Below are 16,226 nucleotides of genomic sequence, written 5' to 3'. Positions count from 1 at the left end.
ATCCACCACAGGTAAGCACGGTGGATGGGTAAAACGTCATCCACCGCGCCCGGTCTCAGAGCCCAGCCAGCTGCAGCCAATGGCGATAGAAGCCTTCGGCGACGCGGTTCAACTCAGCGACTTTGACCGGCAGTTGGTCGAGCATCTGCGCCCTGCTCTGCTGGCTCGGTTGGCTTTCATCCAGCAGGTGATGCCAGTCGCCGAGCCACTGGCGCACCAGCGCCTCGTCCATTTCCGGGTGGCCTTGCAGGGCCAGGACTTTATCGCCCCAGGCAAACGCCTGGTTGCTGCACCAAGGGCTGCTGAGCAAAGGCTGCGCACCCTCGGGAATAGCAAAGCTGTCGCCATGCCACTGAAAGACCGGGAACTGTTCAGGCAGGTGCTGCAACCAGGGGCTGGGCGCAGCCTGATCGAGGCGGGTCAGCAGCTGCCAGCCGCTTTCGGTGTAGGGCATGTGGCTGATTTGCGCACCCAGCGCCTTGGCCAACAGCTGGCCGCCTAGGCAGTGGCCGATCAGCGGAATATCGCGGCGGATAAAATGCTGCAGCGCGGCCACTTCGGTGGCTAACCAGGGCAACGGATCATTCACGCTCATCGGCCCGCCCATGATGGCCACAGCCTTGGGGCGGTCGAGGTCAATGCCGTCCAGCTCACCCAGATCCGCGCGCAGCACGGTAAATGGGTGGCCAGCCTGCTCCAGCACCTTGCCCAGATGGGCCGGCGGGCAGTAATCAATGTGGGTGAAAATCAGGATATCGGTCATGCGCCAAGTCTGAAGCAAAGCGCAGGTTGGGGTCGAGGGGTGATTGCTTGGGGAGCGCTGTAGCCAAATAGAAATGAAACGGGCCAGCTTATGGCCGGCCCGCGTTTGGATTACAGAACCTGTTTACGATCTCGCGAGCTAGAGCCATGCAAGACAAAAGCAGGCGAGGAAGCGGAGTTTACGGCTGTAAATGAGCATTCCGAGCCTGTTTTTAACGCAGCAGGGCCGACGCGCAGCAGACCGTAAGCAGGTTCTCAGGGCTGCCTTACCTCCTGGGTTACGCCCCACCCATCCAGCTTGCCGCCCAGCGGCGCCACGACCGACTCCAGGTCATGCTCGAAGTCACCAATACCTTGGTATGTCGCAAACATTACTTTACTGACTTGCAGGTGCCAGGCACCGTCATCACGCTCGGTCACCAGGGCGTGTAAGGATTCACCTCGAAATTTGCGGGTGGCCATGCGGGCCCGCTCCTCGTCCGGGAAAATGGCGTAGAACTCGATGGGATGGAAGCTGGCAAAGTCGAAGCCACCTTCCTTCATCCGCCGTAAAACCCCGTTGCTGACATCATCGTGCAAGGCTGTGCTCATGAAGTGACCTCCTCAGGCGATGGACAAATTTACAGGACGCTAAAGAACCAACTGGGTGTCGATACTGCAGTGCTACGACCTGTTAAACGCTTTCCCATTGCTACCGCCAGAGCTTCAGCGGTGTCGCGGCACCGGTTGCAGTGCCGCCCGAGAATCAAGCGATGTGCTGCTTGATGTGTCATAAGCCAGACCTGAAACCAGGGCTGGTCAACGCAGGCTTGTGCAGAACGCACAAGCCGGAAGCGTTAATTGCAGACTAGTCCTATCGCACGCGGTTTGCCCAGCGAAATATCCAACTCAGCGAATCTCAAGTATCGCGACTAAAGCCCCTCCCACGGTTTAGCGTCAGACGCATTAGCTGCTGCCCATGCTGTGGGAGGTGCTTTAGCGGCGAGCGTCGGGGCCAGCAGGATTTATAGGGCAGCCATCAAGTCCCGCCAGACTACTCACGGCTTAGCCAGGCCATGATGCGCCGGGTCAGCCAGGCGGGCGTTACTTGCCCGGACCAGTACAGCAGTTTGAACTGCAGACTGATCGGCCGGTGCACCTTGTGCTGCTGTGCCTGCGCCCAGGCGGCCTGGGCCACGGATTCAGCCTCAAGATTGACGCCCAGACGGCGCAATACCGGGGCCTGGAAGCGCTGGCTGTTAAGCATCGGCGTGCTGACAAACGGCGGCATCAGATCACCGACACGAATGCCGTGCTTGGCCCACTCCAGCTCCAGCGCCTCGGTCAGCCCGCGCACAGCGAATTTTGAGGCCGAATAACTGGCCAGATGCGGTACGCCATACAGCCCGGAGGCCGAGCCCATATTGATTACCTGGGCACCGGGTGTGGCTTTCAGATAGGGAAACGCCGCGTGAGTCATATTCAGCAGGCCCAGCACGTTGATCTGCAGGATGCGCGCATGCTCACTCAGCTCGATGTCCTCGAAGTGTCCACACTGCAAAATCCCCGCGCTATTGAACAGCAGGCGCAACTGGCCGCCATGTAGGGCGCAGAAGTCCGCCAGGGCGACCTTGACCGCTGCTGGGTCGGTGACATCCAGTTCGGCATGCCAAACGTTACCCAGCTCGCCTGCCAGCTTGGCCAACGCCTGATGGTTGATATCGAGCAAGCCGACCTGCCAGCCGTGCTGATGAAACAGCCTCGCGGTGGCCGCGCCGATACCGGAAGCGGCACCCGTGATCAGAATGTTGTTCATCAACAACCTCGCTCACGCAGAAAGCTCACCACTTCGGCCAGGGCAAAATCCGCCGCCTTGAGCATGCCGGCGTGGGCCTGGAACACATGCCATAACTCAGGATAACGCTGCAAACGCACATCAACGCCGGCAGCCTTGGCCTTGTCGGCAAAGCGCAGGCTGTCGTTACGCAGGATTTCATCCTCACCCACCTGAATCAGCAACGGCGCCAAACCGTGCAGGTCAGCAAACTGTGGCGATAAACCGGGATCGTCATGGGCCAGTCCGGCCGGGCAATACAGCGCCAGCGCCTGCTCCACCCATTTGCGGTGGATCAGCGGGTCACCGGCGGGCGGCTCGTTCAGCTGGGCGCCGGTAAAGTCGGTGACTGGGGAGAAACACACCAGCGCCGCCGGTTGCGGCAGCCCTTGGTCACGCAGGCGCAGACTGGTGATCAGGCTCAGGTTGCCGCCGGCCGAATCGCCGCCGATCACGATCTGCTCGGGCTTGTAGCCTAGCTTTATCAATTCCTGAAACGCGGTCAGGGCATCCTCGCGGGCCGCCGGGTATTGATGCTCGGGTGCCAGCCGGTAATCCAGCGCGCACACATCCATCTGCCCACGCTTGGCCAGGTTGGAACAGATAGCCCGATGGGTATTCGGCCCGCCGATCAGATAAGCCCCGCCATGCAGGTACAACAGCACCGTGCCGCGACCACTCTGCGGCTTATGCCACTCACAGGGTCGCCCACCCAGGGTGCCAACACTGCGGGTGATACCGCGCGGCGTCGGGCTCACCGCCGTCAGCAGACGCAGCACCACACGCTGGCCGGCAATCGGCATCGGCGGACGCACCAAGCCACGAAACAGCAGGCGCAGGCTGGTACGCAGCACGCTGCGCAGCAGTACCTGATCAGCGGCTGGGGCGGTAAATTCAGCGGGTGCATTCATAGTCATCGGGCTCCGGTGCGCGGGTTTGCTGGCGATAGGTAAAGGTGTAGCCCGGCCAGTTGTTGGTGCTTTTGCCGGAGGCGGTTTTGTACCAGCTTGAGCAGCCCTGCTCCCATATCGTTCGATGTGAGCTGGCTTGAATCTGCTGGTTGTAGCGCTGCTGCACTGTGGCTTTTACGTCGACATAACGGGCGCCTTGCTGACGCAGCAAATCGATGCAGCCAAGTACGTAGCGGAACTGGCTTTCCAGCATATAAATGATCGAGTTATGCCCCAGGTTGGTATTGGGCCCGTAAAGGATAAACAGGTTGGGGAAACCGCTGACGCTGATGCCTTTGTACGCTTCGGCCCCGTCGCGCCAGGCCTGGTTCAGCTCCTGCCCACCGAGCCCGCGAATCTGCATCGGCGCAAGAAAATCCGTGGCAGCAAAGCCGGTGCCGTAGATCAGCACATCGCACGGGTGCTCGCGGCCATCGTCGGTGATGATCGCTGTCTCGCTGATACGGCTGATCGCCTCGCTAATCACCGTCACGTTGGGCTGCGTCAGTGCTGGCAGGTAGTCATTGCTGATCAGGATGCGTTTGCAGCCCATGGGGTAATTCGGCTGCAGCTGGCTGCGCAGTTGCGGATCACTGATGTGCTGTTTGAGGTGGCGCTCGAAACTAAAGCGAAACAGCTTCATCAGCCACGGCATGCTGATAAACGCCAGGCCGCGCACCTCGTGCTGCACATACTTGAAGCCGCGGTCGAGGCGCTGCAACCACGGTAGTCGGCGCATCAACGCCAGCTCCCAGGGCCGATAGGCACGATCCGGCTTGGGTAACACATAGGCCGCCGAGCGTTGAAACAACTTGAGTTCAGCCACCTGCGGCTGAATCTGCGGAACAAACTGGATCGCCGAAGCGCCGGTACCGATCACCGCCACACGCTTGCCGCTCAGGTTCAGATCATGCCGCCAGCGCGCCGAGTGAAAAGCCTCCCCGGCGAACTGCTCGATCCCTGGCAACGCCGGATAAGCTGGCTGATTGAGCTGACCGCAGGCGCTGATCAGCACCTCGGCGCAGAGTTCCTCACCCGTGCTCAGGGTCACCCGCCACAACGCTGCCGCCGCATCGAAAGCCGCCGAGGCCACTTCGGCATTGCAGCGAATGCGCGAGCGCAGCTGGTACTTGGTCACGCAATGCAGCATATAGCCGTGGATTTCCGCCTGGGGCGCATACGTGCGGCTCCAGTCGGTTTTCGGCTCGAAGGAAAACGAATACAGGTGCGACGGCACATCGCAGGCCGCCCCCGGATAGCTGTTGTCACGCCAGGTACCGCCGACTTCTGCGGCCTTTTCCAGCAGCAGGAAATCTTCGATGCCAGCCTTCTGTAACTGAATGGCCATGCCAAGACCGCCAAAGCCGCTACCAATAATCAGCAGGCGCGGAGCGGCCTGATTATGGGAAGTGTTGTGCATTGTTATATCCCCAACCGCAAACAGTGCGGATGCCAGAATGCTACTTGCCTGCTCCCTGGCCCGTTATGGCATAGTCGGCCAATCGATTGTGACTTTCGGACAAATCAGCGGATAACGGCATGCCAGCCATCCCCTACTCACTGCCACGACGCAGCATTACCAGTGCGCAACTGCTGACCCAGTTAGGCCTTGATCACGGTTTGAGTGTCGAACAGTGCCTGCGCCACACTGGTCTCAGCCCCCTGCAACTGGCCGAGTTGCACAGTGAAATCGAAGGCGCGCAGGAACTGCAACTGATCTGCAACCTGATCGAAGCCCTGCCCACACAGGACGACCTCGGCCTGCAAGCCGGTCTGCGCTATCAACTGACCACCTATGGCATCTGGGGTTACGCCCTGCTCAGCAGTCAGAGCTTCCGCCAGGCTGCCGACCTCGGCCTGCGCTACCTGGACCTGACCTTTGCCTTTAATCGCATCAGCTTGCATGAGGACGCCGACCAGGCGCATCTGCAGCTGGACGGCAGCCATTTGCCGGATCAGGTGCGCGACTTTCTCCTGCTGCGCGACACCGTGGCGGTGATGGTGATTCAGCGCGAACTGACCGGCAAGCGCATGCCCCTGGATCGCGTGCAACTGAGCATGCCGGCGCCGGCTGACACTGCACGCTTTATCGAGCAATTCGGCCTGCTGCCAGAGTTTGCCTGCGCAGAAAATCGCATCAGCTTTTCCCGTCACCTGCTTGATCTGCCCCTGCCCCGCGCCAATCCGCACAGCGCTCAGCTCTGCGAACAGCAATGCCAAGCCCTGCTGGCCAAACGTCGGGTGCGCAGCGGTCTGGCCGGGCAGATTCGTGATCGCCTGTTGAGTACACCGGGTCGGCTGGCAGATATGGAAGTCATCGCCAGCGAGCTGAACATCAGCAGCCGTACCCTGCGCCGTCGCCTGGAAGAGCAAGGCAGCAGCTTTCGCCAGTTGCAGGAAGAAGTGCGTCAGGCCCTGGCCGAGGAACTGCTGGCCATCGCCAGCCTGAGCCAGGAAGACATAGCCGAGCGTCTGGGCTACAGCGAGGTGTCGAATTTCCTGCATGCCTTCAAGCGCTGGAAGGGCCTCACGCCTGGGCAATACCGCCAGACACTGGGCTGAATAACGCGACTGACAAGTCGTCGGGCGGCGCAGCAGATAACTGGCACTTTGCCATTTCATCCGCCAAATTGGCGCTTTCCACCCTCAAGCCAGCGGCCATATGCGCCGATACTGCTGTACAACCTACTGACTGGAGTTTTCATGCGACAGGGTTTCCTTGGGCAGTTCCTGCCACATGATTTGACCGACCAGGCCAGCATTCTGTTGGCCCGTACCCTCGCCTTCAGTGCCCTGTGCAGCGTGGTCATTGGCCTGTACAGCTGTATCAAATGGGGCCGCCTGGGCAACGATGCGCTGATGTATGGCTCGTTGCTGCTGGTACTCGGCATGCCACTGATGCTGCTGGTACTGCGCAGCGCCGTGCTGCCGCTGGCTGTGGCAGCCAATATGGCGCTGGCCAGCATGGCCAGTTACTCGATGCTGCTGATCTACCAATTGGGCGGCCTGCATTCGGCGCATATCTACTGGCCGGCGGTGATTATCGTCTTCGCTTATCTGTTGGCCGGTACCCGCAGCGCCATGGTCTGGAGCCTGGTGCAGGCACTGTTCGTGTTCTGGCTGATTCGCCTGGAACGCAGCGGCGCCAGCCTGCCGGTGTTCGAACTGAGCCCACGGGATGCGGCCGTCAACACCTACTCGGGTTACATCCTGCCCGTGCTGACCGTGTGGCTGGCACAGTGGTACAGCGCGAAACTGCGTAACCAGGCGCTGGCCGATGCCGAACAGGCGCTCAATGAATCCCGCGAGTTCGGTCAGCGTGCCGCACGTAATCAGGACCAGCTCGGCGGCATCGTCGATGAGGTACGTAGCACCGCCAGCGACCTGCTGCAGATGGCCGGCCAGTTGCAGCAGACCCTCGGCGGCATTCGCCAGCGCTGCCAGAGCATCGACACCGATGTGCAACAGCAGGCCGACGCCATGCACCAACTGGATCTGGCCCTGCATGAAGTGCTAGACAGCCTCGCCTCCAGCACCGGCCATATGCAGCAACTCAGCCAGGACACCCAGCACAGCAGCAGCCAGGTGAATGCCTGTGCACAGCGTATGGAAGACGCCCAGGCCAGCATGCAGGCCATCCAGCAGAGCAACCAGCGCATCGCCGAATCCATGCAGATGATCAGCGCCATCGCCCAGCAAACCAACTTGCTGGCGCTTAACGCGGCCATCGAGGCCGCACGCGCGGGGGATCATGGCCGTGGCTTTGCGGTGGTCGCCGATGAGGTGCGTAACCTTTCACAGCGCAGCAACGAAACGGCCGATACGGTGCAGAACGTACTGGGCCAGTCGCAGCAGATCATCGACACCGGGGCCACCCAGGTCAGTGACGTGAGCAGTGCACTGAGCAGCAACGCCGGGCTGACCGACAACCTGTCGCAGTCGATCCTGCAGCACAGCCAGGCGCTCACCCATGCCCACCAGCAACTGATGCACGTACGCGACAACAGCGCCGCACAACGCGACGCCAGCCAGCGCCAGCGTGCCGCCAGCGCCGAACTGCTGCAGGCTCAGGAATCACTGGTGCAACTCGGCCAGCAACTGGAGCAGTTGTCCCATCAGCTGCATCAGCACGTGGCCAGCGCTTAGCGCCTAACACGACCTGCTGCGCGTCGGCCCTGCTGCGTTACGGCTAACGCGCTTCAGCGCGACCCGAAGGATGAGTGAAACGAGTAATGCTCATGTACAACAGTACACTGCGCTTGATTCGCTGCGCTCACCCTAAGGACCAGCCGTTGGCTGTTACTCCGCTACGCTACGTTTCTCGCCTGTTTTGACTAGCCGGAGGCTGTTACTAACGTAGCGCCTTGCAGGTCTAGCTCGCGAGTTCCAAAACAGGTTGCCAAACGAGCACATCCCGCCCTACTGGCTCCAGTTTGAAAGTCTGTTCTGCACTGACAAGCACGGCACGCAGGGTTATCTTCAGCCCATGACCACGACTACCAAACCCGTTGTATTGCTGCCCTATCAGCCGCCGTGGAACTGGCAGCAGTTCCACGGCCATTTCGCCCTGCGCGCCCTGCCCGGCATGGAACTGCTCGCCAGTGACAGCTACAGCCGCAGCTTCCAGCTCGGCGGCGTGTCCGGCTGGTTCAGCGTGCATGCCCGCGCCGATCATTGCCTGGAGCTGCGCCACGGTCCGTCGGCCGATGCCTGCCAGCCGGCGCTGATCGAACGGGTGCGCAAGATGTTCGATCTGAACACCCATCCTGGGCTTATCGCCCGGCACTTCTCTAGCGACGAGCACCTAGCGGCGATGCTGAGGCGCAACCCTGGCCTGCGCCTGCCCACGGCGTTCGATCCGTTCGAGCAGGCAGTACGCGCCATCGTCGGCCAGCAGGTGACGGTCAAGGCTGCGGTGACCATCACAGGTCGGCTGCTCACCCGCCTCGGCACGCCGTTGGCGGACGGGCCCAGCGGGATCGAGCGGTTGTTTCCTAGCGCAGAGGCTTTGGCCGAGGCCAACCTGGACGGCATCGGCATGCCTGGCAAGCGGGTGCAGACGCTGCAACATTTCGCCGCGCAGATCGCCACTGGCAGCTTGCGTCTGGACTTGCAGGACGGCAGTGCGGCGCTGATCGAGCGCCTCTGCGCGCTACCCGGCATCGGCCCATGGACCGCCGAGTACATTGCTTTGCGGGCATTTGGCGACGCCGATGCCTTTCCTGCCAGCGATCTGGGCTTGCTCAAGGCGCCGGTGTGGGGCCCTGACGGCATCGACGCACGCAGCCTGAAAACCCGCGCCGAAGCCTGGCGCCCCTGGCGCGCCTATGCCGCCGCCCATCTGTGGCACAACTATTCAGGAGGATGAACCAGGATGTTCTACCGCTACCACGACAGCCCAATCGGTCGCCTGCTATTGGCCGCTGACGAAGCCGGCCTGCAACAACTGCTGATGGATATCGACGACAGGCCTTGGCAGATCGGCGAGCACTGGCGCAGCGCCGCCAATGAGCTGGATAAGGTATGCCGGCAACTGGATGAGTATTTCGCTGGGCGTCGGCAGCGCTTCGAAGTGCGCCTGGCGCCGCAAGGCACCGCGTTTCAGCAAGCCGTTTGGCAAGCGCTGCAAACCATCCCGTTTGGCCAAACCAGCTGCTACAGCGCCCTCGCCGCCGAGATCGCACGACCCAAGGCGGTGCGCGCTGTCGGTGCCGCCAATGGTGCCAACCCGATTGCCATCATCATTCCCTGCCATCGGGTGATCGGCCGTGACGGCAGCCTCACCGGTTATGCCGGCGGCCTGCCACGCAAGGCATTGCTGCTCAAGCTGGAAGGAGCGCAATTGCCGGAACAGGCGCTGCTGGGGTTGTAGACCCGCCCCATACAGCCGCCCATGAGCTAAAAGACTGGCAACGTGGCAGGTGGATGGATAAACGCCATCCACCCTACACCTGTGTACCAGATCCTAGAACTTGACCGTTCCGCGTGGGCCAAGCAGTGCCCAGAGGATCAGACCGATCACCGGCAGCAAGACAATCAACAGGATCCACAACACCTTGATACCGATTTCGGCATTGCTTTTGATAACGCTGAGAATCGCCCAGATATCCAGCGCCAGAATGACCAGCCCCAGCAAACCGTTGAACATTGAACCCATAAGGTGTCGCTCCTATGCGTAAGGGATCGCTTACGTAGGATAGACGCTGAGCCAAAGAGTTCAGGCGCTTTACCTGTCAGCAGTCATCCAGGCCCGCAAAGGCGGCGGCAAAATCACCCGCGACAGGCACAAAATCCGGCACCTGCGCGCTGTCAAACAGGCGCAGTACGGCAAAGCGTGGATGCTCGCCACCATCGAACCAGTGCGCCGTGCCGGCGGGCAACCGCAGCAGATCACCCTTTTCGCACAACAGGTTGTAGACGTACTCGCCGATATGCAGCGCCAGCAGGCCACGACCGGCCAGGTAGTAATGCAGGTGGGCCGGCTGACAGCATTGCTCTGCACGCAGTCTGCGGGCCAGCTCACTGCCCTCACCGCGCTCATCACACAGGCTCAGCACCTCGGCGTAGGCATAACCATGCTGGCTCAGCAACTGGTCGACCTGCACTCGGCTGGCCGCCAGCAGCTCGTCACTGGTTGTACCGGCCGTGACCGCCTGCTGAACCGGCACCTGACTGAACTGCACACCAACAGCAGCCAGAGTGCTGGCGATGTCCTCGACGTGAGTCAGCAGCTTGTTCGGGTACTCGGGCGAAGACTGGTGGTAGACGGTCAGGCTGCTCATGCTCAAGACTCTCGTACAGTCGGCTTCAATTCAGCGGTTCAATTCAACAGATAAGGGCTCAGGGCCGCTCATCACGCAGATAACCTGCGGTGATCACCGCAGCCGCCAGGGCAATCAGGCTGGCGATGGCAAAGGTCCAGGCTGCGCCGAGACTGTGCCAGCTGTAGCCGGAATACAATGCCCCCAGCGCGCCCCCGACGCCCGCCAGCGCGGCATACAAGGCCTGGCCCTGGCCCTGCTGGCGATCAGCAAAGCTGCGTTGGACAAAGTGCATGGCTGCCGCGTGAAAACTGCCAAAGGTCGCGGCGTGCATCAACTGGGCAAACAGCAACACCGGCAGATGCCCAGCCAGATTGCCCAGCAACAGCCAGCGCACGGCGGTAATCAGAAAACTCGCCAGCAGCACGGTACGCAGGGAGTAGCGCGCCAGCAAGCGGGCCATAAACATAAACAGCACAATCTCGGCCAGCACGCCCAGCGCCCACAGCTGGCCGATCACCCCGCGCGAATAGCCCAGCGCTTCCAGGTGCAAACTGAGAAAGGTGTAGTACGGGCCATTGCTCAGCTGCATCAGGCCGACACTGAGGTAAAAGGCAAGAATCCCCGGCCGGCGCAGCTGCTGGAGAAAGCCGCCCTGCTCCTGAGTATTGGGGCGCATCTGCGGCTGCGCATTGGGCACCCACCAGCTGCTCAGCACGATACCGCCCATGATCAGGATCAGTGCCCAGGGATAGGCATCCAGACTGAGCAGTTCGAACAACTTGCCCAGCCCCACCACCGCGACGATAAAGCCAATGCTGCCCCATAGGCGGATCTGGCTGTAGCGCGCCGCCTGCTCCTTGAGATGGGCAAAGGTGATCACCTCAAACTGCGGCAACACTGCGTGCCAGAAGAACGCATGCAGCGCCATGATCAGCGCCAGCCAGGCGTAGCTCTGGCTGATAAAGATGCCGGCAAAACACAGCAGCGTGCACAGCGCGCCAAAACGCACAATGGCCAGCCGCTGACCGCTGTAATCACCCAGCCAGCCCCAGATATTTGGCGCAATGCAGCGCATCAGCATGGGAATGGCGATCAGCTCACCGATCCGCGCAGCGGAAAATCCCAGGTGATCGAAATACAACGCAAGGAACGGCGCGGTGGCACCGAGCAGCGAGAAATAGAAGAAGTAGAAACCAGACAAACGCCAATAGGGCAACACAGAAGGCATGGCTTACCCAGACGTAGGTTGGGTTGAGGAGCCAGCGACGAAGCCCAACACGCGATAAATCATCTTTCTGCGCTGCCGAGTCGGCCGCCGTTGGGCTTCGCTGCGCTCAACCCAACCTACCCGGGCAGTCACAGCTGTGGCAGCACCGGCGTGCTGACCCGCACATCGGCATTCTGCGCGCGGTGGCGCAGCAGATGATCCATCAGCACAATGGCCATCATCGCCTCGGCAATCGGCGTGGCGCGGATGCCCACGCACGGGTCATGACGGCCCTTGGTGATGATATCCACCGGGTTGCCGTGAATATCGATCGAGCGCCCCGGCGTGGTGATGCTCGACGTCGGCTTGAGCGCCAGGTGCGCCACAATCGGCTGACCACTGGAAAGCCCACCGAGAATGCCGCCGGCATTATTGGAGAGGAAACCTTCAGGGGTCATCTCGTCACGGTGCTCGGTGCCGCGCTGCGCCACACTGGCGAAGCCCGCACCGATTTCCACACCCTTGACCGCGTTGATGCTCATCAGCGCATGGGCCAATTCGGCGTCCAGGCGGTCGAAAATCGGCTCACCCAGGCCTGGCATTACGCCTTCGGCGACCACAGTGATTTTCGCGCCGACCGAATCCTGATCACGGCGCAGCTGGTCCATATAGGCCTCCAGCTCCGGCACCTTGTCCGGATCGGGGCTGAAAAAGGCGTTCTGCTCGACGCTTTCCCAAGTCTTGAACGGGATTTCGATTGGCCCCAGCTGACTCATATAGCCGCGAATCACGATGCCCTGAGTGGCCAGATACTTCTTGGCAATAGCGCCAGCGGCAACACGCATCGCCGTCTCGCGCGCCGAGCTGCGGCCACCACCGCGGTAGTCGCGGATGCCGTATTTGTGGTGATAGGTGTAATCGGCATGGGCCGGGCGGAAGGAATCCTTGATCGCCGAGTAGTCCTTGGACTTCTGGTCGGTATTGCGGATAAGCAGACCAATCGAGCAACCGGTGGTCTTGCCCTCGAACACCCCGGCGAGAATTTCCACTTCATCGGCTTCCTGGCGCTGGGTGGTATGCCGGCTGGTGCCGGGCTTGCGCCGGTCGAGGTCGCGCTGCAGGTCTTCCAGGCTGATTTCCAGGCCTGGCGGGCAGCCATCGACAATGGCGACCAATGCCGGGCCATGGCTTTCGCCAGCAGTGGTGACAGTGAACAGCTTGCCGTAGGTATTGCCGGACATGTGCAAAACGCTCCGCGAAAATCAGCGCAGGGCCGCGCCAATGCGCGCAAGACCCTATTTGAGTGAAGGCGGCGAGTATACCCGTGGCGTTCGCCCAGATCATCCTCGAACCTTCAGGGCCAATAAACGTCCAAGGGTTTCCTCCCTGGCAGTTGTCCCCCCATGTTGCGAGCCCTTCTGTTGCCTCTTCTGTTGAGCACCACCCTGCTGCACGCCGCCCCACAGACCGTCACACACGGTAGTGTGGAACAGTCAGTACGCCTGCCGACCGCGCAGGGCACCCTGTATGGCACCTTACTCAAACCCAGCGGCACTTCGCCGGTAGCGGTTGCCCTGCTGATTGCCGGCTCCGGCCCCACCGACCGTAACGGCAACAACCCTGAAGGCGGGCATAACGACAGCCTCAAACGCCTGGCCCAGAGCCTGGCCAAGCAGGGCATCGCCAGCCTGCGCTACGACAAGCGCGGTGTAGCCGCCAGCCGCGCCGCCACGCCGGATGAACGCGACCTGAGCGTCGCGGGCTATGTCAGCGATGCCATCGGCTGGGCGCAACAGCTCAAGACCAACCCGGCATTTGATCGGCTGATCCTGATCGGCCACAGCGAAGGCGCGCTGATTGCCAGCCTGGCGGCCGAGCAGGCTCAGGCCGATGCACTGGTAGCGATTGCCGGCAGCTCCCGACCGATCGACCAACTGCTGCGTGAACAACTGGCAGCGCGCCTGCCGCCAGATCAACTGGCACAGAGTTATCACCTGCTCGACCGCCTGTTGGCCGGGCAACTCACGCCGCAAGTGCCCAAGCCCTTGCAGGTGCTGTTTCGCCCCAGCGTGCAGCCTTATTTGATTTCACTGCTGCGGCAAGACCCCGGCCAGGCCTTTGCCCGTCTGCAGATCCCGGCGCTGATTGTGCAAGGCAGCCATGATATTCAGGTCAGTGTCGCCGATGCCCAGGCGCTGCAGGCCGCCAAGCCGGATGCCGTGCTGCTGATCATCCCCGGGATGAACCATATGCTGCGCATCAGCGCAGTGGATTTACCGACGCAACTGGCCAGCTATGACAATCCTCGGCTACCGTTGGCACAGGGGCTTGGCGAGCAGATCGCCCAGTTCATCCAGCGCAGCGGCAAAAAGCCAGCCTCCAGTTAGCCGAGCGGCGGCCGATAAGCGCATCAGACGACACCTGAAGATGTCGCGCACAGGATCGCCGTGTATGACCGACAGCCCAGAGACACAAACCGATACCGACGCCGCCCCGCAGGAGGTCGTCGAGCAGGCCCACCCCTGGGCCGATTTGCCGCCCGAACACTTTCGCCTGCTGCGCCTGGCCGCCCTGCCCACCGATCGCCACACTGGGGCGCGGCCCTTGCGCTTTATCCAGTTCGGCCGCGTCGAGCGCCTGGGCAAGCAGCACAGCCTGCTGCGTCTGACCTTGCAACTGCCCGGACAACGAGTACGCAAGGAGCAGAACATCCTCGAAGTGTGGGCCGATCACGAGCAGCGCCTGGTGCGTTTCGGCCCGGACAAAGGCCTGCATGTAGAGCCGGAAAACCGTGGCCTGGGACGTTTTCTGCTGGCCCAGGGGGTTGCCTGGGCGCGTCAGCACTTCGCCCACTACCAGGTGCAGCACAGCCCCTTGCCGAGCAAGGACGCCTTTACCGAGGAAGCCCGTGCCCGCCGCGACCACTGTCTGCAGGCCCAGGGCTTTGTGGTCGAATACCTCGACCCGCTGCAGATCAAGGCGCAATGCGGCGCGCCGAGAGTCAGCGCGCTGCACAGCGATTGGCACACGGAAAAAGTGCAGATCGTCGAACTGCTGGATGCGGCCAGCATGCTGCAACAGGCTGATCAGAGCCTGCGCGAACAGGACGTAAAAATTCGCAAACTGGAAGAACGCATCGCGGTTTTCAAACGCGAAGATAGCGGCCTGCGCTTCACCATCACCTGCCTGGTGGCATTCTGTGTGTTCCAGGCGGGGTTGCTGATCTGGATTGCCACCCGCTAACGGCTACTGGCCTGACGATACTGCCCCGGTGCCACGCCATAGGCCTGTTTGAACTGCCGGCTCAGGTGGCTCTGGTCGGCAAAGCCCAGCTGCATGGCCACCGTCAGCGGTGCACAACCATTGCGTAATAGTGCCCGCGCCTGCTCCAGGCGGCGCTGCATCAGCCAGCTGTGCGGCGGCAAGCCGGTGGCACGACGAAACACCCGGGCAAAATGAAAGGCCGACAAGCCCACCGACCGGGCCAACTCCTCCAGCGACGGCGGCGCTGCCAACTGGCTGCTGAGCAATTCCTTGGCGCGGCTTACGGCCAGCGGCTCATGCCCCGGCGTCAGCCCCTCTGGCAGACGTGCATGACGCTGAAACAGCAACAGGATCGCTTCACGCCAGGCGGTTTGCAGCTGCAACGCCGAGGCCTGCTGATCAAGCAACTGATGCAGCGCCTGAAACTGGTGATGCAGCTGGACGTCCTGCAGCACACTGAACGCAAAAGACGGCATGCCCTGACGCCCCAACTCAAGCTCGGCCAACACCCCGCAAACCTGGGCGTTATTCGGATAGAACGCGCGGTAACGCCAGCCTTGCTCATGGGCCTTGGAGCCGGTGTGCAGCTCGTCCGGGTTGATCAGCACCATGCTGCCCGCAGGCGCCAGATGATCACTGCCGCGATGACGAAAGCGCTGCGCGCCGTGCTCGATCACGGTGAACACAAAACCTTCGTGTACATGCGGGGAAAACCGCTGCTCGACATAATGCGCGTGCAGCAGCTCAATGCCACCCAACTCGGGGGCTTGCCAGAAATGTGTCTGTTCGCTGCTTGCCTGGGCCATGCCTCAACCGCCGAAACGCGCCTCCAGTTGCTGCTTGAGCGCCGGCCAATCGTGATCGGTGATGCTGTACAGCACCGTATCATCCAGGCGGCCATCGGCCAGGCGACGGTGATTGCGCAGCAGCCCTTCACGTTGCGCACCGAGTTTTTCGATGGCGCGCTGTGCACGCAGATTGCTGGCAGCGGTCTTCAGTTGCACCCGCACCATGCTCCAGTTCTCGAAGGCATGCCGTAGCATCAGGTACTTGATGGTGGTGTTCAGGCCCGTGCCGTGCTGGCTACGATCCAGCCAGGTCCAGCCGATCTCCGCCGCCGGCAAGGTGTTCATAAAGTCGCCAAAACGGGTGGTGCCCACCAACTGGTCACCCAGGCGAATAACAAAAGGCAAGGCTCGTCCTTCGCGCTGCTCGAGCAAGCCCTGGCGATACCAGTCCAGGCGCTGGCTGCCATTCATGTAGATCAGCTCCTGACGATTGGCGTCGGCCAGACTGATCAGCGCGGGAATATCGGCATCGACCATAGGTTCGATGCGTAATCCGCCACGTTGCAGGGTAATCAGTTGCGGCTTGAACATAGGGTCCCTCCTCGGACAGAGTCGCAAGCGCGACACGCTAACAGGGCCAATCAGTGTGCACAATCCACAACAGTAAGGGGCTCTATG

The 16,226-nt window shown here is 61.6% G+C and carries 17 protein-coding genes; 6 read left to right on the top strand and 11 right to left on the bottom strand.

The window, feature by feature from the left end; translation table 11 throughout:
• Positions 1 to 55: 55 nt before the first annotated feature.
• From IOD17_RS07645 to IOD17_RS07625, 5 genes are all read right to left on the bottom strand, one after another.
• Positions 56 to 763: a type 1 glutamine amidotransferase gene (locus IOD17_RS07645; RefSeq protein ID WP_233684460.1), complete on the bottom strand. Its 708-nt coding sequence runs from the start codon at positions 761 to 763 to the stop codon at positions 56 to 58.
• 254 nt (positions 764 to 1,017) lie between these two features.
• Positions 1,018 to 1,353, bottom strand: coding sequence for a ribonuclease E inhibitor RraB (locus IOD17_RS07640; RefSeq protein WP_233684459.1), 336 nt, complete (start codon positions 1,351 to 1,353; stop codon positions 1,018 to 1,020).
• Between the two features lie 442 nt (positions 1,354 to 1,795).
• Positions 1,796 to 2,557, bottom strand: coding sequence for an SDR family oxidoreductase (locus IOD17_RS07635; protein ID WP_233684458.1), 762 nt, complete (start codon positions 2,555 to 2,557; stop codon positions 1,796 to 1,798).
• Positions 2,557 to 3,486: an alpha/beta hydrolase gene (locus IOD17_RS07630; RefSeq protein WP_233684457.1), complete on the bottom strand. Its 930-nt coding sequence runs from the start codon at positions 3,484 to 3,486 to the stop codon at positions 2,557 to 2,559. The genes IOD17_RS07635 and IOD17_RS07630 overlap by 1 nt, the downstream gene beginning before the upstream one ends.
• Positions 3,470 to 4,945, bottom strand: a complete 1,476-nt coding sequence (locus IOD17_RS07625; protein WP_233684456.1) for a flavin-containing monooxygenase — start codon at positions 4,943 to 4,945, stop codon at positions 3,470 to 3,472. The genes IOD17_RS07630 and IOD17_RS07625 overlap by 17 nt, the downstream gene beginning before the upstream one ends.
• 170 nt (positions 4,946 to 5,115) lie before the next feature.
• Between IOD17_RS07625 and IOD17_RS07620 the strand changes: the two genes are divergently transcribed.
• The 4 genes from IOD17_RS07620 (at position 5,116) to IOD17_RS07605 (ending at position 9,397) form a co-directional block, all read left to right on the top strand.
• Positions 5,116 to 6,087 carry an AraC family transcriptional regulator gene (locus IOD17_RS07620; RefSeq protein WP_418904256.1) on the top strand — a complete coding sequence of 324 codons (972 nt, stop codon included), beginning with the start codon at positions 5,116 to 5,118 and terminating at the stop codon, positions 6,085 to 6,087.
• 141 nt (positions 6,088 to 6,228) lie between these two features.
• Positions 6,229 to 7,671, top strand: coding sequence for a methyl-accepting chemotaxis protein (locus IOD17_RS07615; RefSeq protein WP_233684454.1), 1,443 nt, complete (start codon positions 6,229 to 6,231; stop codon positions 7,669 to 7,671).
• A gap of 340 nt (positions 7,672 to 8,011) precedes the next feature.
• Positions 8,012 to 8,893: a DNA-3-methyladenine glycosylase family protein gene (locus tag IOD17_RS07610; RefSeq protein WP_233684453.1), complete on the top strand. Its 882-nt coding sequence runs from the start codon at positions 8,012 to 8,014 to the stop codon at positions 8,891 to 8,893.
• Between the two features lie 6 nt (positions 8,894 to 8,899).
• Positions 8,900 to 9,397, top strand: coding sequence for a methylated-DNA--[protein]-cysteine S-methyltransferase (locus IOD17_RS07605; RefSeq protein ID WP_233684452.1), 498 nt, complete (start codon positions 8,900 to 8,902; stop codon positions 9,395 to 9,397).
• A gap of 93 nt (positions 9,398 to 9,490) precedes the next feature.
• Here IOD17_RS07605 and IOD17_RS07600 read toward each other — a convergent pair whose 3' ends face one another.
• The 4 genes from IOD17_RS07600 to aroC all read right to left on the bottom strand — a co-directional run bounded on the left by IOD17_RS07600 (position 9,491) and on the right by aroC (position 12,737).
• Positions 9,491 to 9,682: a PLDc N-terminal domain-containing protein gene (locus tag IOD17_RS07600; protein ID WP_233684451.1), complete on the bottom strand. Its 192-nt coding sequence runs from the start codon at positions 9,680 to 9,682 to the stop codon at positions 9,491 to 9,493.
• Positions 9,683 to 9,758: 76 nt separating this feature from the next.
• On the bottom strand, positions 9,759 to 10,307 hold the full coding sequence (locus IOD17_RS07595; RefSeq protein WP_233684450.1) for an acireductone dioxygenase: 549 nt from the start codon (positions 10,305 to 10,307) through the stop codon (positions 9,759 to 9,761).
• Between the two features lie 58 nt (positions 10,308 to 10,365).
• The gene (locus tag IOD17_RS07590; protein WP_233684449.1) at positions 10,366 to 11,517 is read right to left on the bottom strand and encodes an MFS transporter; all 1,152 of its coding nucleotides are present in this window, start codon (positions 11,515 to 11,517) and stop codon (positions 10,366 to 10,368) included.
• Between the two features lie 128 nt (positions 11,518 to 11,645).
• On the bottom strand, positions 11,646 to 12,737 hold the full coding sequence (gene aroC / locus IOD17_RS07585) for a chorismate synthase (RefSeq protein ID WP_233684448.1): 1,092 nt from the start codon (positions 12,735 to 12,737) through the stop codon (positions 11,646 to 11,648).
• A gap of 162 nt (positions 12,738 to 12,899) precedes the next feature.
• On the opposite strand from aroC, the gene IOD17_RS07580 reads away from it, so the two are divergent.
• Together IOD17_RS07580 and IOD17_RS07575 are read left to right on the top strand one after the other, a co-directional pair.
• Positions 12,900 to 13,883 (top strand): alpha/beta hydrolase, encoded by a 984-nt coding sequence (locus tag IOD17_RS07580; protein WP_233684447.1) that lies wholly within the window; start codon positions 12,900 to 12,902, stop codon positions 13,881 to 13,883.
• A 64-nt stretch (positions 13,884 to 13,947) separates the two neighbouring features.
• Positions 13,948 to 14,739: a hypothetical protein gene (locus IOD17_RS07575; protein WP_233684446.1), complete on the top strand. Its 792-nt coding sequence runs from the start codon at positions 13,948 to 13,950 to the stop codon at positions 14,737 to 14,739.
• Here IOD17_RS07575 and IOD17_RS07570 read toward each other — a convergent pair.
• Together IOD17_RS07570 and IOD17_RS07565 are read right to left on the bottom strand one after the other, a co-directional pair.
• Positions 14,736 to 15,566, bottom strand: coding sequence for an AraC family transcriptional regulator (locus IOD17_RS07570; protein ID WP_233684445.1), 831 nt, complete (start codon positions 15,564 to 15,566; stop codon positions 14,736 to 14,738). The two genes, IOD17_RS07575 and IOD17_RS07570, sit on opposite strands and share 4 nt — an antisense overlap.
• A gap of 3 nt (positions 15,567 to 15,569) precedes the next feature.
• Positions 15,570 to 16,139, bottom strand: coding sequence for a GNAT family N-acetyltransferase (locus IOD17_RS07565; protein ID WP_233684444.1), 570 nt, complete (start codon positions 16,137 to 16,139; stop codon positions 15,570 to 15,572).
• Positions 16,140 to 16,226: the final 87 nt, after the last annotated feature.

Source organism: Pseudomonas anguilliseptica (genome assembly GCF_021375795.1).
In the GTDB taxonomy this organism is placed as follows: Bacteria; Pseudomonadota; Gammaproteobacteria; order Pseudomonadales; family Pseudomonadaceae; genus Aquipseudomonas; species Aquipseudomonas anguilliseptica_A.
Note: the sequence above shows the minus strand (reverse complement) of the source record. Positions and strands in the feature narration are given on the sequence as shown.